Here is a 17204-nt window from a genome sequence, read left to right as displayed (position 1 = left end):
CCGCCCTCAGGCCGACCGGCCACGAGGAATGTCGGTGTCAGGGTGGCCGCCCCGGGCTGACGCATCCTTGGGCCATGTCCGTTCTCAACCTGAGCAGCGCTTTCATCACGTTCTTCGCCGTGGTGGGCCCGCCGAAGGTCCTGTTGGCCTTCGCCCACCTCGCCCGAAAGCGCACCGGGGCCGAGCTGCGCCGGCTGGTCCTGGCGAGCACCGTGCTGGCCGCGCTGATCGGCGTCATCCTGGCGTACGCGGCGAACTTCCTCACCACGTTCTTCCACATCAGCGACCAGTCGCTGCTACTGGCCGGTGGGGTGATCTTCTTCATCTACGCCGTCGCCCTGGTGCTCGGCATGCACCTCGTCGGCGGGGAGGCGGCGGGGACCGAGTGGGACAACCCGCTCGCCGAGGGGCTGCGCGAGCTGCTGCTGCCGTACATCGCCAGCCCGCTGGCGGTCACCGCGGTGCTGGTCGAGTCGCTGCAGAAGGACACCTGGTCGTGGCACAGCACCATCGCCGGGGCCTATCTCGCGGTGGTGCTGATCAACTGCGTCTGCGTGCTGGCCCTCTCCGGCGTGCTGCACCGCAGCCACCAGACCTCGCTCCAGGTGCTGTCCCGACTGCTCGGGCTGCTGCTGGCGGCCGTGGGAGTGGAGCTGTTCCTGGCCGGCCTGGAGAGCCTCGGTGCCCACTTCCAGCACCACTGACGGTCGTTGACCGCAGGTCAGGGCAGCTCGACCGGGCGCCAGGGGACCGGGGTGGACAGGATCATCGAGCTGGACGGCTGCCCGTAGACCGCCAGGCGGTCGATCAGCTGCTCGAAGTCGGCCATGCTCCGGGCCGCCACCAGCAGGACGCAGCAGGCCCCGCCGGTGACCCGGTGCAGCTGGAGCACCTCCGGCCAGCGGGCGGCCTCCGGGTCGCGCAGCACGCAACGCCGGCCGTAACACTGCATCTGCACCAGCGCGGTGACGGTCAGCCCGGCCGCGTCGAGGTCGATGTGCGCGTGGTAGCCGCTGATCACCCCGTCCGCCTCCAGCCGCCGGACCCGCTCGGCGACGGCCGGCGGGGAGAGCTTGACCCGGCGGGACAGCTCGTTGAAGGAGAGCCGGGCGTCGCCCTGCAGCTCGGCGATCAGGAGACGGTCGACGGCGTCCACGGCTGCTCCGGAGTGAGGGTTTCGTTCCATAAGGTCTGATCGGGCCAACGGGTTCCGAACGTAAACCGGTTTCGCCGATCCGGTGTGCACTGCCCATTCAAAGGTCACTGCGGCCGCCGCACAATGGTGTCGCGGGTGATCAGCAGCCGATGGCTCTGCGGTGACCGCGGCAACCCGCGCGTCCAGGAGGAACCGGCATGGTCCAGAACGGCATCACCACCCCGAAACTCTCCTTCCGCCCGGCCGAGGACGTGGTCCACGGCACCCCGTACGCCCAGTACGCCCGGCTGGAGATCCTGCACAGCCTTCAGCACCCGCGCAGCACCGAGGACGCCGAGCTGTCGTTCATCATCGCCACCCAGGTGATGGAGCTGCTCTTCGACCTGCTCCGGCACGAGTGGACGGCGGCCCAGCGGTCGCTGCGCGGGGACGACGTGCCGGCCGCGCTCGCCGCGCTCCGGCGCGGCACCCACGTCCAGGACGTGCTGAACTCCTCCTGGGACCTGCTGGCGACCATGACCCCGCGGGAGTTCGGCGCCTTCCGGCCGCTGCTCGGCGAGGCCTCCGGCTTCCAGTCCTCGGCCTTCCTGCGGCTGGAGTTCCTGCTCGGCAACAAGAGCGAGTCGCTGCTGCGGATGTACGAGTCCGACCCCGCCGTGCACGCCGAGCTCACCGCCGCCCTGCACGCGCCCGGCCTGTACGACGACGTACTGGCCCTGCTGTCGCGGCGCGGACTCGCCGTGGCGCACCGGCCCGGCACCGCCCGCTACCGGCCCACCCCGGAGGTCGAGACGGCCTGGCGGCAGGTGTACACCGAGGCCGGGCACGCGGAGCTGGCCCGGCTCGGCGAGGCGCTGCTCGACACCGCCGAACGGGTGACGCGCTGGCGCCAGCGGCACCTGTCCGCCGTCAAGCGCGCCATGGGCGCCAAGCCCGGCACGGGCGGCTCCAGCGGCCTGGCCTGGCTGAAGCAGTCCGCCGACCAGGACGTCTTCCCCGAGCTCTGGACCGTCCGCGACCAGCTCTGAGCGGGCGCGCATCGGGGGTGCGCCCTCCCCGTGCCACTACGGTGCGTGCCGCTACGGTGCGAAAGCGCTCTTCAGACCGTCGAGCCGCAGCGGCGTGCCGGGGAGGATCGCGGTGCGGTCCGCGACGTCCACTATCCGCACCGCGATCCGGTGCACCGCCATCTCGTACTGCTGCCGGTACTTGCGCAGGCTCGCCATCCCGTACAGCCCCTCCTCGGCGTAGGACGAGCCGAGCCCGCTCTGCACGTACTGCAGTCTGGCCGCCACCGGCGGGAGTTCGGACAGCGGCACCGGCGACCAGAGCACCGGCACGATCCCGCTGGCCCACCCGGTCGCCCGCCCCCGCCGCTCGAAGGCCGTCCACTCCCGCCCGCACCGCTCGGACCGGAAGTAGCTCCGCGAGTACAGCGGCACCAGCACCCGGCAGTTGGCCAGCGCCTCGGACACCCGCCGGTCCGCCTCCGGATCGGCCGGGTCCAGCCGGTCCATGAAGCCGGCGGGCACCGCGCCCGGCAGCGCGGTCAGCTGCAGCACCTCCTCGGTCAGGTCGGCGAACAGCTGCTCCACCAGCGGCTGCGGGCGCTCGGTCACCGGGTAGCTCAGGAAGAAGTACGGCTGCACCGGCCCCGGCGGCTCCGCGTCCCACGCCGTCTCCTGGCGGAAGTTGCGCGAGTGCGAGGCGACGTTCGGCCGACGGGTCGGCACGCTCTGCGAGGAGCGCGGCGAGGGCCGTCCCGTCTCCCCGGTGACGGCTGGGTTGCGGGAGAACAGGAAGGGCCGGTCCCCCCAGGAGAAGATCCGCGACTGGGCGAGGTCCACCTCGCGGATGCCGCGCTCGTGCACCTCCCGGATGAGCTGGCCGACCGTCAACTCGCCTGGAGATTCTGGACTTCCGTCGCGCAGAACCCGGGCGAGCCGACCGGCGTAGGAGCGCGCGGACGGCTGCCGCATGCTCACCACCACGTGCGTGTCGGAGGAGTCCTCCACGATCGCGGGCTCGTCGGGCAGCACCTCCTGCCAGCCGTCGATGACCAGCAGCCGGCTGCGGGCCCGCGCCGCCGCCATGGTCTCCAGCATCGCCACGCAGTCCACCGACCTGGCCGCGGGGCCCAGCGTCAGCCGCTCGACCGGCGGCCCGGCCGCCTCCCCGCCGACGTAGACCATCAGGACGTCCTCCGCCTCGGCGATGGCGGACCGCAGTGCGCGCTGGAACCCGACCGGGTCGTCCACGCCGGCCCAGACGTGTTCCGGGGCGAGCCCGACCAGGGCCCGGCTGGAGAGCGCGGCGGCGAGGCCGGTGATGTCGCCGTTGGCGCGGAACTCGTGCTCGGCGAGCGGCTCGGCCGTCGAGGCGCGCGAGGTGGTGAGCAGCAGCACGGCCCGGGACCGCTCGGGATCGGGCAGGCCGGGCGGGGCCTGCGGCACCGGGACCGGCCGCCGGTCCGGTTGCGGCACCTGCTGGAGCACGGGTGCGGTCGGGCCGTCCAGCAGCCGCAGCGCGGCGGGACTGATCAGGGCGAAGGCGCGGCGTTCCAGCGCCACCGCCGCTCCCCCGGTGTCGGTGGCCGCCAGGGCGGCGAACTCGCCCGGCGCCCGTCCCGCCCGTTCGGCGATCTGCTCGCCGACCCTGGCGAGCAGCCCGACGGCCTGGTGGGTGGTCGAGCGCGGCAGCGTGTGCAGCAGCAACTCCCGCACCCCCGAACGGAATTCGAAGTGGTCTCGGCGGCCCTCGCGCTCCTTGAGCAACCCGCTGACCACCACCTCGGCAAGGTGCTGGGGCTGCGGGCGGGTGAAGCTGGCGCGCTGTAGCAGCCGCATCACGGGCAGGGCGGGGGTGGTGAGCGCGGTGAGCCCGGCCAGGGTGAAGGCCTCCCGGGAGGCCACCGAGCGGAAGCGCAGGACCAGTTCCTCCGGGCCGAGTTCATGCGGTTCGGGCAGCGGTTCGATGTCGTCGGCGCACTCGGCCGGTGCGGGGCCGACCAGCAGCGCCGAGCCGACCACCTGGCCGCCGGCCGGACTGCCCACCAGGCGCGCCCAGTTGGCGATCCAGCCGGCGTTCGGTTCCAGGACGGGCAGCGGCAGCTCACCCGGCCCGGGCGGCAGCTCGCTGAACGGCGCGAAGCCGTACGCCGAGTTGGGGACCCCCGCCTCGGGCGCGGACAGCAGGCCGACCTCGGGCGGCAGCGCGGCCAGCTGCCACAGCCGCTCGGGCAGCGGCTGCACCACGGCGACCGGGGCCCGGCGGGCCAGCGTGTGCAGGGTCCGGTACCAGTGGTTGCCGGCCGAGCCGGGCCGCCACTGCGGGCCCATGCAGTCGCTGAGCACCAGCACCACCGTGCGGGCGTCGGCCATCGGGCGGGTCGCCAGCCGTCCGCTCGCGTCGAGGCGGGTCCGCACCACCTGGCGGAAGGCGCCGGTCTGCACCAGCAGGGTGTGCAGTTCCTGGAGCAGCGGGCGCCAGAGCGCCATGGTGGGGCCGCAGTCGAAGACCAGGTGCAGGTCGAGCCAGCGCTCGGTGCTTGGCCGCAGCACCGGCAGCACCGGGCGCCGGCCCTGCGCGCACCCCGTCCCGTACCCCAGGCGGTCCGCGGTGGCCGCGTCGGCCAGCCGGTTGGCGGTGGCGTCCTCGTCCAGTTGGACGTGCCTGGGGTCGGGGACCCGCCGTTTGAGCGGGCGCAGCGCCCGCTGCAGGGTGAGCGGGCGGGCCAGCATCGGCACGCTCGGGGTGGGGACGGCCGCGACGGCGGCCACCGCGTCCTCCGGATCGCCGGAGGCCAGGTGCAGGGCGGTGCGAACGCCCTGCCCGGCGCCGGCCGCGGTACCGGTGCTGTGGCCGGCCGTCCGGTGCGGGTCCGTCAGGCGGCGGTCCTGGCGGCGGGCGCCCGTCCCCGCGGCACCACCGCCCTCCTCCTGGCCCGCGCCGCCCTCGCGGCCGCGGGCGGCGAGCCAGAGCAGTTCGGCGAGTTCCACCGGCCCCGGATCGGCCAGTCCGAGCTCGGTGAGCAGGGCGGCGAGCTGGTCGAGCGGTCCGGCGGTGCCCGGCGGCTGGTCAGAAGACATCGTCGTCCTGGCCTCTGCTGAGGTACGGCATCACCTGGGCGGCCAGGGCCGCCCGGTCGGCGGCCTCGGCGAGTTCGGGGCGGGAGGTCAGGTAGATCGCGTTGAGCAGTTGGTCGGTGGCGAGTTCGCCGTCCTCCCGACGGCCCAGGAAGACCTCGACGATCTCGCCGACCAGCCGGGCGTCGGCCTCGGGCAGATGGGCCTTGACGATCTCCTCCAGCTCGGCGCCTTCGGGACGGCGCAGTTCCAGCACCACGCAGCGGCGCAGGAAGGCCGCCGGGAACTCGCGTTCGGCATTGCTGGTCAGCACGGTGAACGGGAAGGCCCGGCAGCGCACCCGGCCGCCGCTGATCGGCGCCCGGTGGCAGCCGTCGGCGGTGAGCACCCGGGCTTCGGGCTGCTGCGGTGCGGCCCGGACGAGTTCGTCGATCTCGTACTGGCCGTCCTCCAGCACGTGCAGCAGGTCGTTGGGCAGGTCGAGGTCGCCCTTGTCGATCTCGTCGATGAGCAGCACCCGGGGCCGCCGGTACGGGAGCAGGGCGGTGCCGAGCGGGCCGAGGCGCAGGTGCTCGTCGAGGCCCGCGCCGTACGTCCGGGGCCCGGCCTGGTTGGCGGCGTACAGGCGGGAGAGCGGGTCGTACTGGTAGAGACCGTCGCGCAGGGTGGAGCGGCTGGTGATGTTCCAGCGGAGCACCGGGCCGAGGCCCAGCTCGCGGGCGACGGCGTACGGGAGGCTGGACTTGCCGCTGCCGGGCGGACCGGTGACCAGCAGCGGGCGGCGCAGGTAGAGGGCCGCGTTGACGAGCTCGACGGTCTCTGGGGTCGGCCGGAAGGTGCCCGCCCGGTGGCCCGCGGTGGTGGCCCAGCGCTGGTCCGCGCCGTCCGCCCGGCCGGCCGGACCGTCCAGCGGCGGTCCGCCGTCGAAGGCGCGCCAGGGCGGCGGCGGGGGGAGTTCGGCGAGCGCGTCGTGGGGCTCCTCGACGCCCCGGTAGATCGGCTTGAGCGGCATGCTGCGGCCCTCTCGTGCTAGTCGCTCGGGTGGCGGGGTGGTTGGGCGGTCGGGGCGACCCCGTAGGGCCGGTGGGGGCTCGGCACGACCTGCGGGTCCTCCCAGAGCAGCACGAGCCCGGCCGACCAGTGCGCGCCCGGGTCCTCGCCCTCCTCCGCCTGGTGGCGCAACTCCCTCACCCGGCGCGGCAGGTCGTCCGGCTGGAGATCGGCCAGCTCGGCTGCAAGTCTGTCGAGGAACCGCCTGTTCCGGCAGGTCTCGACGTAGGTGTGGTCGGTGGTACAGGTGTGTTGGGTCCACATGACGGCGGGCGCACCGGCCTTGAGCGCCGCCGCGAGCAACGGTTCGTACGGGGTGCCCTTGGGCGGGCCGGGCAGCACGGGCAGGTCCCCGCGGGCCACCGGGCGCAGTCGCTGGTAGAGCCGTTTGCTGTCCGGGACGGCGAGGCACGGGATCGGGTACAGGGCGGCGCTGTGGTCCTCCCGCATCCTGGCCCACTTCATCTCCAGATGGCGCCGGTCGGCGGCGTTGGCCCGACGCAGCTGGTCCACCACCACGACGGCGTGGTCTGCGCCGAGCGGACCGAAGTCCTTGCGCCTGGCCCAGCTGTGCACGGGCTGGGTGATCCACTTCCGGGGCAGCGCAAAGATGATCAATTCGGCGCCGTCCGGCTCCAGTCGGCCGATCTCCTCCTCGATCCGCTCCCGGACGAAACCCGGCAGCATCGAGCTCAGCATGGTCCGCGAGTGCGGCTCGCCGAGCACGCCGTCGCGGATGGCGGAGATCGACACGTGGAACATCCTGGTCCCGGCGCCGCTCGGCTGGATGTCCACCAGGATCGGGCGCCAGCGCTCCCGGCGCGGGGCGGCGGGCACCGGCTCCCCTGGTGCGGGGACGGTGCCTCGGAGCGCACCGGCGTACGGCGTGCCGGCGGCGAGCCAGCGGGAGAGCCCGGCGCGCAGCCGATCGTCCTCGGCCGACTCGGCCAGCCGGCCGACGAAGTCCAGCACCGGATGCGGCCGGCCGACCGGCTGCGGAACCTCGGAGAGCAGGTACCAGGCCGCCTCCCAGAGGTTGTGCGGCCGGGTCGGCGGGTCCGGGCAGCCCAGCCGGCCGGCCGCCGCGCGGTACAGCTCCAGCGGATCGGCCGCCACCTCGGCGTCCGCCAGCAGCAGCCGCAACGCCCTCACCGCGTCCGCTGGTACGGCCGCCCCCGGGAGCCGGTCGGCCACCTCGGGCGCGTACCGGGCGATCGCCTCGCCGGGCAGCATCTGGCCGAGCCGGACCGCCGGGACACCGCCGTGCCGCCGTGCCCGGTCGTCCACGCCCCGCCAGAGGGTGTCCTGCGCCGCCGTCACGATGCCGACCACCTCCCCGGCCCCGGCGAGCACCACCGGGCCGCCGCTGAAGCCGGGCGCCAGCGGCATCCCCGTGCCCTCGTGCTCCAGTTGGACCAGCTCGCCGCCGATCCGCAGCGCGCCCCTGGTCAGCCGGACCTCGCTGCTCAGCCCGCCGTCGTGCCCCTCGGGGAACCCGTACGCGGCCAACTGCGGCGCGTGCGGCCCGCTCCAACCGTGCAGCGGCGCGAACCTGGCGGGGGTGGCCGTGTACGGCGGCAGCGCGGCGTCCAGCTCCAGCACCGCCACGTCGCCGGTGCCGCCGGCCCGTTCCACCCACGGGCCGCGCACGGCGACCGTGGCGCCGATCGGCGGGTGGTCGGGGCGCGCGGCGAGATGGACCCGTGCCCGGACGCAGCCCTGCACCACGTGGGCGCAGGTGAGCACCCGGCGGTCGGAGATCAGCAGCCCCGCGCCGGTGGTGGCGAACGGGCCCTCGGTGGTGATCCGGGTGAGCCAACTGACGTCCCGCCGGGCCGAGTCGGCACCGGGGTCGAGCCGACCACCGCGGTCACGCTGGAGCGGCACGCCGTAGGCGGGGGCTTCGGGAACGTCGGGGGCGGGGTCGCGGTACGGGGGCTCGCCGCGTGTGGGATCGCCGTAGCCATCGCCGTAGCCCGCCGGGGCCGGGAGGTTCGTCACCTCCTGGTCCGGCAGGCAGTTGGCCGTCTCGTCGAACATGGTGTCGTCCCGGGTCCGCGGTCCCACCATCAGGGTTCGTCGCGCCCGGCCGGGATTCTCTCCGGCGCCCAGACGAGTTTGACCGTCAGATGGGCGTCGGTGGCGGTCTTGGCGATCAACGCCCCGGCCTCGGCCGAGAGTTTGACCCCGAACGCGATCTCCACCGCGTCCGGCTTCAGACTGCCGTCACGGAACGCCGCGAGCGCCGATTCGGCAGCCACCCGGACACCCGCGAGCGCCTGCTCGAAGGTCGCGGACGCGCGCTCCACCCCGGCGGCGACGGCCGACGAACCACGACCGACCGGCTGCATGCCGTACGGCTCGTCGTCCCCCGGACCCTCCGTCTCGGCGCCCTCGACGCGTACCACGGCGCCGCCCACGGTCACGAACTCCGCATACTCAGGCACGACTTCCCCCTCAGCTCGCACTTCAGGCCGTCCGACGAAGCCTGACGCGATCGTCGCACAGCCCGGTTCGCCGCGCACCGATTCCCGCCGGATCCCCCCGAGCGGGTGACCGATTCATCGGGTTATCGGGTGACGGAGGATGCTCCACTGTTCCCACGCCGGGGGCCGCCCGCCGGCAGGCGTCCCTCGACATCCTCCCCCGGCCACGGCCGAACAACTCCTCCCGCGGGCCGCCGTCGCCGAGATGGGTTCCCTGTTCAGCGGGCCGCACCCCGGCACGGAGCCGCCACGTCAGCACTGACCGACCCCCAGGGCGCCTTCCAGGACGGAAGCGGCTGCTCACGCGCTGTGCTCGGACACCCCGGCCACCGGGCGGCCGACCACCTGGTGTTAGCGTGCCGAGGGCTCCGTCGACCGGACCCCGCCGGTCACCCGCCGTCCGTCCGCCGGGCCCGGCCACCGTCCGCGAAGGGTGTCTCCTCCCATGGCCAAGCTCCTGCTGAGCCTGCACGTCCTGGCCGCAGTCCTGTTCATCGGGCCGGTCGCCGTCGCCGTGAGCATGTTCCCGGCCCGCGCCAAAGCCGCCCTGGCCGCCGGCCCCGACCAGGCCTCGGCCGCCGCCTCGGTGAGGCTGCTGCACCGCATCACCCAGGTCTACGCGATGGCCGGGATAGCCGTGCCGGTGCTGGGCATGGGCACCGCGCAGGTGATGGGCATCCTCGGCCAGACCTGGATGATCGTCTCCATCGTGCTCACCGCGCTGGCGGCCGCCTCGCTGCTGCTCTTCGTGGTGCCCGCCCAGCAGAACACCGTCGACGCGCTCGACGCCGCACCCGAGAGCGAGGAGCACACCCGGGCGACCGGCGGTCTGCGCCTGCTGCCGATGACCGCCGGGGTGTTCAACCTTCTGTGGGCCGTGGTGACGGTCATGATGGTGGTCCGCCCCGGCTCGACCACCGGCGCCTGACCTCCAACACCACGGCTGTCCCCGCGCGGCAAGAGTCCGCCCGGAGCACCTGCCGCATCGAAGCCCCCCGCCCGCACCGGGGGCTTCGCCGTTCCCCCGGCCCGGCTCACCTCACGCGGTGAACTCGTTCACGCGGCCCGGCCCAGGGCCGCCGCCGGAGGCGGTCGTCGCCGGTCAGCGACTCGCCCTGCCGGGCCTCCACCCGCCGGGCGCGGTTTCGCCGCGCAGTGGTACGCCGGCCCGTTTCACCGCCCGGGCGACGATCGCGGTCTCGGCCCGGGAGATCCCGAGTGGGCCGAGCGTCTCGGTGGTGAAGCGGTAGAGCCCGGTGTGGTCCGGGCAGAACACGGTGGCCATCAGGTTGGCCGACCCGCTGGTGGCGAGCACTCCGTGCACCTGCGGGTGTCCGGCCAGCCGTTCGCCGACCTCGGCGAGGCGGCCCGGCGGGACGTCCAGCCAGAGGTTGGCGTCGACCGCCATCCCGAGCAGCCGGGCGTCCACGGTGGCGTGCGTCCGCAGCTGGCCGCCGGCGGCCAGCCGGGCGAGCCGGCGGCGGACGGTCGACTCCGGCGCGCCCACTGCGGAGGCCAGTGCGGCGTGCGACCGCCGTGCGTCCTCGCCGAGTTCCGCGAGCAGCAGCCGGTCCAGCTCGTCCAGCGCCGGCGGCGGGGTGGTCGGCGGCTCCGGTTCAAGTGCAGCGATCTGATCTTCCGTCAGACATCCGACCCGCCAGCGGCCGGCGTCCGCGAAGACGTGCAGGACGGCGTGTGCGCTCGCCTCCACCACCGCGCCGGTTGCCGGGAGTTGGGTGTGCACCAGGTGGTCCCGCGCGCCCGGGTCGGCCAGCATCACCGCGCTGACCTCGTGTCCGCCCAGCATGATGTCGACGAACGGCACGTCCGGACGGGTCGCGAGCGCGTGCGCGATCGCCTCGACCTTGCCGCGAAGCACCCGGATCCGCAGCAGCACCGCGCCGAGCGCAGCCTCCTCCACCGCGGGCAGCCGCACCACCCGCAGCACCCCGGTCCGCTGGAGGCGGGCCAGCCTGCGGGTCACCGTACGCGCCGAGACCCCGAGCACCTCGGCGATCCGGCCCGGCTCGGCCCGGCCGTCCACCTGGAGCGCGCAGACCAGTGACCGGTCCAACTCGTCCAGGACCTGATCCGCCACTTCGACCTCCCCCATGTCTGATTTCCGCCGTCAAAGCAGCAGGAAGCGTCCGCAGCCGCTGACCTCACGGTACTTCTTGTCTCGGCCGAGCACGAGAGCCGAGCACGAGAGCCGAGCACGAGAGCCGAGCACGATGGCTCGGCCGCGAACCGAACCCGAGAACCGAGCCCGGAAACCGAGCACGAGAGCCGAGCACGAGAGCCGAACCCGAGCGCCGAACCCGAAGAGAACCCGTGATGGACGAGATCACCGCCCTGCTGCCCGCCGCCACCGAGGCCGTCGGGGCCGTGGGCGCCCACCTTGTCGAGCGGCACCGCCCGGAGCCCGCGACCGCCGGGGATCTCGCCGGGGCGATGGCCGTCTTCGCCGAACTGGACGCCCCGGCCTCGGACTTGCTGCGGGAGCGGCTCACCGCCCTGAGGCCGCAGGCCGGTTGGCTGGCCGATGAGCTGGCCACCTCCATCCCGGTCGACGGTGAGTGGTGGAGCTGCGACGCCACCGACGGTGCGATCCAGTACCTGTGCGGACTGTCCCAGTGGGCGGTCACCGCGACGCTCATCCAAGGCGGCGAGCCGGTGCTCGCCGTGGTGCACTCGCCAGCCCAGGGCTTCACCTACACCGCGACCCTCGGTGGCGGCGCCCGGCTGAACGGGCGGCCGGTCCGCCCGCAGGTGCGCGAGCTGTCGGCGGCGGTCGCCACCACCAGCCAGCCTCCGACCGTCGCCGAGGACCCGGTCGCGCTGCGCCGGGCGGGCGAGTCGCTGTCGGCCCTGCTGCCCCGGGTGCTGGCGGTCCGCAACCTCGGTCCGACCAGCCTCCAGATCTCCCAGGTCGCCTCCGGCCATCTCAGCCTCTTCTGGCAGTACGGCGCGGACCCGGTCAACCTGCTGCCCGGTGCACTGATCTCCCGCGAGGCGGGCGCCCGGGTCACCACCACCGACGGCACGCCCTGGACGCCCGCCGCCGACGGCTTCCTCGCCGCCGCCCCCTCGCTGCACTCCGACGCCGTCGCCGTGCTCGGTCAGATCTCCTGATCCGCCACCTGGCCGGGCGACGTTCCAGGTGTGCGGGACACCCCGCCACTTCTCACCGGTCCGTCCTCGCCCGGGTCCGTCACCGCGAAGAGCGCCGCCGCGTTCCGGTAGCAGACCGCCCGCAGCCATTCGTCCCCCAACTCCAGCCCCGCCAGCGCCCGCAGGGCCTCCGGGCAGGGGTACGGGATGTTCGGGAAGTCCGTACCCAGCAGGATGCGGTCCCCGAGGGCGGCCAGCCGCGGCAGCTCGTGCCTGGGGAAGGGCGCCACCTCCTCGCTGAACCCGGTGAACGCCATCGTGGTGTCCAGGTGCACCCCGTCGTGGCGTTCGGCCAGGTCGAGGGGTGTGCACGTCGATCAGGCCCGGCAGTCCCAGCTCCCGCCGGAACCGCCGGACCTCCGCCACCTCGGTCATGGCGCGGGGCTCACGCGTGCCGCGCGCGGGCGAGGATCGCCTCGGTGTCCAGCCCCGTCGGCAGGGTGCCGTACGCACCGCCGTGGTCCCCGCCGAGCCGCGAGGCGCAGAACGCCTCGGCCACGGCCGGATCGCCGTGGCGGACCAGCAGCGAACCCTGGAAGACCAGCGCCATGAGTTCGACCACGCGCCTGGTCCGGTACTCGACCTCGCTCAGGTCGCCCAGCTGCTTGCGCAGTTCACCGACGGCCGCGTCGAGCCGCCGGTCCGCTCCCACCGCCGCCTCGACCTCGTCCAGGAAGGCCTCCACGGTGGCCGGCCTGCGGGCCATCGCGCGCAGCACGTCGAGCGCGGCGACGTTGCCCGAGCCCTCCCAGATGGAGACCAGCGGGGCCTCCCGGTAGAGCCGGGGCATGCCCGACTCCTCGACGTACCCGTTGCCGCCGAAGCACTCCAGCGCCTCCGCCGCGTGCCCCGGACCTCGCTTGCAGACCCAGTACTTGGTCACGGCCAGACCCAACCGCCGCACCAGTGACTCCTGTTCGTCACCCGCGAGACTCAGGTCGGTGGCGTTCGCCAGCCGCAGGGCGGCGATGGTCGCCGCCTCGGACTCCACCACCAGGTCGGCCAGCACGTTGCGCATCAGTGGCTGGTCGACCAGCTCCTTGCCGAACGCCCGCCGGTGGGTGGCGTGGTGGAGCGCCCGCACGGCGCCCAGCCGCATCGAGGAGGCGGCGCCGAGGGTGCAGTCGAGCCTGGTCATGTTGACCATCTCGATGATGGTGGGGACCCCGCGCCCCTCCTCGCCGACCAGCCAGCCGACCGCGCCGTCGTACTCGATCTCGGCGGAGGCGTTGGAGCGGTTGCCCAGCTTGTCCTTGAGCCGCTGCAGCAGGATCCGGTTCCGGCTGCCGTCGGGCAGGACGCGCGGCAGCATGAAGCAGCTCAGCCCGCCGGGCGCCTGGGCGAGGGTGAGGAAGAGGTCGGACATCGGCGCCGAGGTGAACCACTTGTGCCCGGTCAGCCGGTAGCTGCCGTCCGCCTGCGGCACGGCGCTGGTGGTGTTGGCACGGACGTCGGAGCCGCCCTGCTTCTCGGTCATCGACATGCCGGCGATCAGTCCGCGCTTGCCGCTCGGCTCCCGCAGCCCGAAGTCGTACTCGGGCGCCGCCAGCAACGCCTCCAGTCGACCGGCGAGTTCGGGCGTCTGCCGCAGCGCGGGGACGGCGGCGTAGGTCATCGAGATCGGGCAGGTGTGGCCGGCCTCGACCTGGCCCCAGACGTAGAACTTCGCGGCCCGCGCGGTGTGCGCGCCCGGCCGGTCGTCGCGCCAGGGCGCGGCGTGCAGGCCGTGCGAGACCGCGACCCGCATCAGCTCGTGCCAGGCGGGGTGGAACTCGACCTCGTCGATCCGGTGGCCGTAGCGGTCATGGGTGCGCAGCACCGGTTCGTACTCGTTGGCCAGCCGCCCCCACTCGGCGGCCCGTTCCGTCCCGGCCAGTTCGCCGAGGCGGTGCAGTTCGGGCTCGGCCCAGTCGGCACCGGCCCGGTGGAGCGCGGCGAGCAGGGTGGGGTCGGCGGCAACGTCGTGGCCGTACTGGTCCGGCACCTGGTTGGTGACCTCGTGCGTGGACGGCATCACGTCCTCCTCAGGAACTCCGAGTGGCTTCGTCTCCCTGCCCCGTGCCCAGGGCACGCTGGGCGAAGGAGACCAGGGCGGGGATCACGTCGTCCGGGTCCGATCCGGCGGCGAGCGGCCCGACCAGTGCCTCTCCGACCGCGCCGACCAGTGCGGCGGCGGTCAGTTCGGCGTCCTGGTACGGCAGTTGACCGGCGGCGATGGCGGCCCTGATCTGTTCGGCGAACAGATCGCGGAACGCCCGCCGGAAGACGAGGCGTTCGGCGTCGACCACCGGGTCGGCGGGTTCGACGAGCAGGGCGTAGGCGAGCCGAGGAGCCTTGAGCGCCCGCGCGGCGAAGGTGCGGACCACGGCCGCCACCCGCCCGTGCGGCCCCTCGCCCCGGTCGACCGCGTCAGCGACGGCCTCGCCGACGGCCGCCACCTCGCGCTCGACCACGGTGCGGAACAGCACGACGGACAGCTCGGCCTTGCCCCCGAAGTGCTGGTACACGCTGCCGGTGGCGATCTTGGCCCGGCGCGCCACCGCCGCCACCGAGCAGCCGCCGTAGCCGTGTTCGGCGAGCAGCTCGACGGCGGCCTGGAGCACCGCCTCGCGCTGGGCGTCCAGCCGGGCCTGGACGGCGGGTGTGCGTCGGTATGCCACACCAAGAATTGAAGCACTGATTCAGAACTTCAGCCAGGGCCTCCGCCCGGAAGGCGGAACGGGCCGCCCGAGGGCGGCCCGTTCGGCGGACGGCGAGTGCGGGGGGCGAGTGCGGGGGGGCTAGGGCTTGGGCAGGGCGCACCCCGGCAGCGTGAGGTCCAGCCGGTTCCCGGCGGCGAAGCAGGACGGGATGAAGTAGGTCTCCTCGGCGTAGTTGATGCCCTGGCGGACCACCACACTGCCGTTCTCGTCGACCTCGCACGGGTTGTCGACGGTGCAGGACTCACCGTCCTCGTTGCCGGTGTTGTTGACCGCGACCAGCTGCCCGGTACTGGTGTCCACCACCGGCGAGCCCGAGGTGCCGCCGATGGTGTTGCAGCTGGGGGTGTACCGGACGGAGTCCTTCCAGGTCCAGTCACCCTCCTTGAGGCGGTAGACGAAGCCGTCGACGTTGCAGGAGTAGGTCTTCTTCCAGTAGCCGGAGACCACCTTGATCGCTTCACCCGCCGCCGGGTGGGTCGTCGACATCGTCAACGGACTGATGCCGTACCGGGATTTGATCGACGCGTAGCTGGTGTTCAGCTGATAGAAGGTCACGTCGGTGTCGGTCATGGTGCTGTAGACGACCTTGGTGGCCCGCAGCGTGCCCAGCCGCCCACCGGTGGAGCTCAGCAGCGTGAAGCTGCGGCTGGACGGCTGGTCGGTGATCACCTCGCCGGCGGCCGGCATCCCGGTCTCCAGGCAGTGCCCGTTGGTCAGCACCAGCGCCGGGTCGCTGGCCGCGGAGTTCGGCATCCGCACCAGCGAGCCGGAGCAGTCGCTGAGCGCCACGGTTCCGGCGAAGTCCACCTTGACGGCTGGCGCCTTGGCCGAGGCCGCGCCGGGCGCGACCGGCGCGGAGCTCGCGGCCGAGGCGGGTAAGGCGCCGGCCAGGGTGGTCGCCCCGGCCAGCAGAAGTGCGGAGAACGCTCCGATGAGCGGCTTCTTCATGCTCATGCCTCTCGGGTGTGGGGGTCCTCCCAAGCTGGCGTGGGCATGTTGAGTTGTCAATACGATGCGATGACCGGAGCATTGTTGGAAAGTCAGTCCGCGACCGACCGCGGACGCCCATGACCGGGCGCCCGAACCCCTGTCAGCCCTCGCGCCAATGCCTGCGCCCCACGCTGATCAGCCGCAACCGGGTCCGCGCCGTCGCGGCGATCCGCTCCCGGTCCGCCGGCCCCGCGGCATCGAGGAAGGCGACGGCGGTCGCCACCATGTGGTCGACGTACAGCTCCGCGAGCATCCGCACGTCCGCCGCGCTCCACCCCTCGGACTCCGGCTGCGCGCCGAGCGCCTCGGCCACCTCGTCGGCGAACCGCGCCAGCTCGGCGGCGATCGCGGCCCGCACCGGCTGCACCCCGCCGTGCCGCTCGCGCGCCAGGAATCGGACGTACGCCCGGCGCTCCCGGACGTGCCCGGCGATCAGTTCGACCGTACGGTCGATCAGCTCACCGGCCTCGGCCTGCTCGGCGAGCGCGCCCCGCACCAGGCCGTGCAGACTGGCCAGCGACTCCTCCACCAGGACCACGCCCAGCTCGGCCAGATCCCGGAAGTGCCGGTAGAAACCGGCCGGCGACATGCCCGCCTCCCGGGTGACCTCGCGTACGCCGAGACCGCTGAGGTTCTGATGCTCCAGCAGGCGCAGCCCGGCATCGAGGAGCGCGCGGCGGCTCTGCTGCTTCTGGGCCTGTCTGACCCCCACGGTGTGACTCACATCATTCAGTAAACAACTGTTTGCTGACTCGCGCCAGCGTAGAGTGGAGAAGTCAGCGAACAGTTGTTAGCTGACTCCGGATCCGCCGACCATCCGTGAAGGGCTGGCCATGCTCCTCGCCGTCATCGTCGCCATGGGCCTCCTGGCCGGCGCCGCCATCCACACCTCGCTGCCGGTCTTCCTGAGCGCCTCCACCGCGATCACCGCATGGCTGCTCGTCTTCGCCGCCCGGGAACACCTCGCCCGCACCCGACTCACCCGCGCGCACCGGAGCTGAACGAGTAGCCGATCGGGCGACGCGCCCGCACACCGGAACCGCCGCTCACCCGAGCCCGGGCAGGCGCAACGGACGCGGCCCACCCGCGCACACCGGAAACCGCCTCTCCCGCAGGAGAACCGCCTTGAAGCAGCTCACCGCCCGCCCCCCGGCCGCCACCGCGAACTCCGAGCGCACCGAGAACGCCGACCAGATGGCCGTCGCCTCCTTCATCCTCGGCCTGCCCGGACTGCTGATCTTCAACCTGGTGCTCGGCCCGCTCGCCGCCACCCTCGCCGTCCTCGCCCTGGCCCGACAGACCCGCCGCCGGGGCCGCGCCCTGCTCGGACTGGTCCTCGGCATCGCCGATCTGGCCGTGCTCGCGGCTACCGTACTGGCCGGTCACGGCACCATCTGGCAACTCGGATCCTGACGTCCGGCCCCTCGTGGACCGAATGGGCGAAGCGTTCACCCGTGGCTACCGTTCGAGTATCAGGTAGGACAAGGCGTCAATAATCTGTTCCGGTACGGATCTCATATTCATGAGCACCTGATCAGCCATTCGACGGGACAGCAGGCTCGGG

At 73.3% G+C, this 17204-nt stretch carries 16 protein-coding genes and 1 pseudogene; 6 read left to right on the top strand and 11 right to left on the bottom strand.

The features are described 5' to 3' along the window. The first annotated feature begins 74 nt into the window (after positions 1 to 74). A complete protein-coding gene (locus ACZ5ON_RS00170) occupies positions 75 to 704 on the top strand; it encodes a MarC family protein (RefSeq protein ID WP_465582285.1) in 630 nt (209 codons plus the stop codon). Positions 705 to 721: 17 nt separating this feature from the next. On the opposite strand, the gene ACZ5ON_RS00165 is transcribed toward ACZ5ON_RS00170, so the two are convergent. After that, the gene (locus tag ACZ5ON_RS00165; protein ID WP_465582282.1) at positions 722 to 1156 is read right to left on the bottom strand and encodes an Lrp/AsnC family transcriptional regulator; all 435 of its coding nucleotides are present in this window, start codon (positions 1154 to 1156) and stop codon (positions 722 to 724) included. Between the two features lie 197 nt (positions 1157 to 1353). Here ACZ5ON_RS00165 and ACZ5ON_RS00160 point away from each other — a divergent pair, with 197 nt between their 5' ends. Next, positions 1354 to 2184, top strand: coding sequence for a tryptophan 2,3-dioxygenase (locus tag ACZ5ON_RS00160; RefSeq protein ID WP_465582279.1), 831 nt, complete (start codon positions 1354 to 1356; stop codon positions 2182 to 2184). A 51-nt stretch (positions 2185 to 2235) separates the two neighbouring features. On the opposite strand, the gene ACZ5ON_RS00155 is transcribed toward ACZ5ON_RS00160, so the two are convergent. From ACZ5ON_RS00155 to ACZ5ON_RS00140, 4 genes are read right to left on the bottom strand one after another with little or no spacing between them, the layout of a single operon-like run. Continuing rightward, the gene (locus ACZ5ON_RS00155) at positions 2236 to 5244 is read right to left on the bottom strand and encodes a TIR-like protein FxsC (RefSeq protein WP_465582276.1); all 3009 of its coding nucleotides are present in this window, start codon (positions 5242 to 5244) and stop codon (positions 2236 to 2238) included. Beyond that, the gene (locus tag ACZ5ON_RS00150) at positions 5234 to 6253 is read right to left on the bottom strand and encodes an AAA family ATPase (protein WP_465582273.1); all 1020 of its coding nucleotides are present in this window, start codon (positions 6251 to 6253) and stop codon (positions 5234 to 5236) included. Before ACZ5ON_RS00150 ends, ACZ5ON_RS00155 begins: the two co-directional genes overlap by 11 nt. Positions 6254 to 6270: 17 nt before the next feature. Next, a complete protein-coding gene (locus ACZ5ON_RS00145) occupies positions 6271 to 8331 on the bottom strand; it encodes a VMAP-C domain-containing protein (protein WP_465582270.1) in 2061 nt (686 codons plus the stop codon). A gap of 29 nt (positions 8332 to 8360) precedes the next feature. Continuing rightward, complete coding sequence (locus ACZ5ON_RS00140; protein WP_465582267.1) at positions 8361 to 8738, bottom strand: CU044_2847 family protein; 378 nt, start codon at positions 8736 to 8738, stop codon at positions 8361 to 8363. Between the two features lie 484 nt (positions 8739 to 9222). Here ACZ5ON_RS00140 and ACZ5ON_RS00135 point away from each other — a divergent pair, with 484 nt between their 5' ends. After that, the gene (locus ACZ5ON_RS00135) at positions 9223 to 9705 is read left to right on the top strand and encodes a DUF2269 family protein (protein ID WP_465582264.1); all 483 of its coding nucleotides are present in this window, start codon (positions 9223 to 9225) and stop codon (positions 9703 to 9705) included. A gap of 174 nt (positions 9706 to 9879) precedes the next feature. On the opposite strand, the gene ACZ5ON_RS00130 is transcribed toward ACZ5ON_RS00135, so the two are convergent. Next, positions 9880 to 10875 (bottom strand): Lrp/AsnC family transcriptional regulator, encoded by a 996-nt coding sequence (locus tag ACZ5ON_RS00130; RefSeq protein ID WP_465582261.1) that lies wholly within the window; start codon positions 10873 to 10875, stop codon positions 9880 to 9882. A gap of 236 nt (positions 10876 to 11111) precedes the next feature. Between ACZ5ON_RS00130 and ACZ5ON_RS00125 the strand changes: the two genes are divergently transcribed. Then, a complete protein-coding gene (locus tag ACZ5ON_RS00125) occupies positions 11112 to 11909 on the top strand; it encodes an inositol monophosphatase family protein (protein ID WP_465582258.1) in 798 nt (265 codons plus the stop codon). On the opposite strand, the pseudogene ACZ5ON_RS00120 reads toward ACZ5ON_RS00125, so the two are convergent. The 5 genes and pseudogenes from ACZ5ON_RS00120 to ACZ5ON_RS00100 form a co-directional block, all read right to left on the bottom strand. Beyond that, positions 11897 to 12250, bottom strand: a pseudogene (locus ACZ5ON_RS00120) (amidohydrolase family protein); the annotation flags it as partial. The gene ACZ5ON_RS00125 and the pseudogene ACZ5ON_RS00120 sit on opposite strands and share 13 nt — an antisense overlap. Positions 12251 to 12333: 83 nt before the next feature. After that, positions 12334 to 13962 carry an acyl-CoA dehydrogenase family protein gene (locus ACZ5ON_RS00115; protein WP_465582254.1) on the bottom strand — a complete coding sequence of 543 codons (1629 nt, stop codon included), beginning with the start codon at positions 13960 to 13962 and terminating at the stop codon, positions 12334 to 12336. Positions 13963 to 13972: 10 nt separating this feature from the next. Beyond that, positions 13973 to 14608, bottom strand: coding sequence for a TetR/AcrR family transcriptional regulator (locus tag ACZ5ON_RS00110; RefSeq protein ID WP_465582251.1), 636 nt, complete (start codon positions 14606 to 14608; stop codon positions 13973 to 13975). Between the two features lie 120 nt (positions 14609 to 14728). Next, the gene (locus tag ACZ5ON_RS00105) at positions 14729 to 15598 is read right to left on the bottom strand and encodes a trypsin-like serine peptidase (protein ID WP_465582249.1); all 870 of its coding nucleotides are present in this window, start codon (positions 15596 to 15598) and stop codon (positions 14729 to 14731) included. Between the two features lie 142 nt (positions 15599 to 15740). Further along, complete coding sequence (locus tag ACZ5ON_RS00100) at positions 15741 to 16364, bottom strand: TetR family transcriptional regulator (protein ID WP_465582246.1); 624 nt, start codon at positions 16362 to 16364, stop codon at positions 15741 to 15743. A gap of 109 nt (positions 16365 to 16473) precedes the next feature. Here ACZ5ON_RS00100 and ACZ5ON_RS00095 point away from each other — a divergent pair, with 109 nt between their 5' ends. Further along, the gene (locus ACZ5ON_RS00095; RefSeq protein WP_427393848.1) at positions 16474 to 16641 is read left to right on the top strand and encodes a hypothetical protein; all 168 of its coding nucleotides are present in this window, start codon (positions 16474 to 16476) and stop codon (positions 16639 to 16641) included. Positions 16642 to 16765: 124 nt separating this feature from the next. Further along, complete coding sequence (locus ACZ5ON_RS00090; RefSeq protein WP_465582241.1) at positions 16766 to 17053, top strand: DUF4190 domain-containing protein; 288 nt, start codon at positions 16766 to 16768, stop codon at positions 17051 to 17053. Positions 17054 to 17204: the final 151 nt, after the last annotated feature.

Source organism: Kitasatospora sp. NPDC032150, from assembly GCF_055579945.1.
Note: the sequence above shows the minus strand (reverse complement) of the source record. Positions and strands in the feature narration are given on the sequence as shown.

Excerpts from the sequence above, each read along its gene's own strand:
- ACZ5ON_RS00105 (WP_465582249.1), bottom strand. The coding sequence starts at position 15,598 with ATGAAGAAGCCGCTCATCGGAGCGTTCTCCGCACTTCTGCTGGCCGGG.
- ACZ5ON_RS00160 (WP_465582279.1), top strand. The coding sequence starts at position 1,354 with ATGGTCCAGAACGGCATCACCACCCCGAAACTCTCCTTCCGCCCGGCC.
- ACZ5ON_RS00145 (WP_465582270.1), bottom strand. The coding sequence starts at position 8,331 with ATGTTCGACGAGACGGCCAACTGCCTGCCGGACCAGGAGGTGACGAAC.
- ACZ5ON_RS00115 (WP_465582254.1), bottom strand. The coding sequence starts at position 13,962 with ATGCCGTCCACGCACGAGGTCACCAACCAGGTGCCGGACCAGTACGGC.
- ACZ5ON_RS00155 (WP_465582276.1), bottom strand. The coding sequence starts at position 5,244 with ATGTCTTCTGACCAGCCGCCGGGCACCGCCGGACCGCTCGACCAGCTC.
- ACZ5ON_RS00150 (WP_465582273.1), bottom strand. The coding sequence starts at position 6,253 with ATGCCGCTCAAGCCGATCTACCGGGGCGTCGAGGAGCCCCACGACGCG.
- ACZ5ON_RS00170 (WP_465582285.1), top strand. The coding sequence starts at position 75 with ATGTCCGTTCTCAACCTGAGCAGCGCTTTCATCACGTTCTTCGCCGTG.
- ACZ5ON_RS00125 (WP_465582258.1), top strand. The coding sequence starts at position 11,112 with ATGGACGAGATCACCGCCCTGCTGCCCGCCGCCACCGAGGCCGTCGGG.
- ACZ5ON_RS00095 (WP_427393848.1), top strand. The coding sequence starts at position 16,474 with ATGCTCCTCGCCGTCATCGTCGCCATGGGCCTCCTGGCCGGCGCCGCC.
- ACZ5ON_RS00135 (WP_465582264.1), top strand. The coding sequence starts at position 9,223 with ATGGCCAAGCTCCTGCTGAGCCTGCACGTCCTGGCCGCAGTCCTGTTC.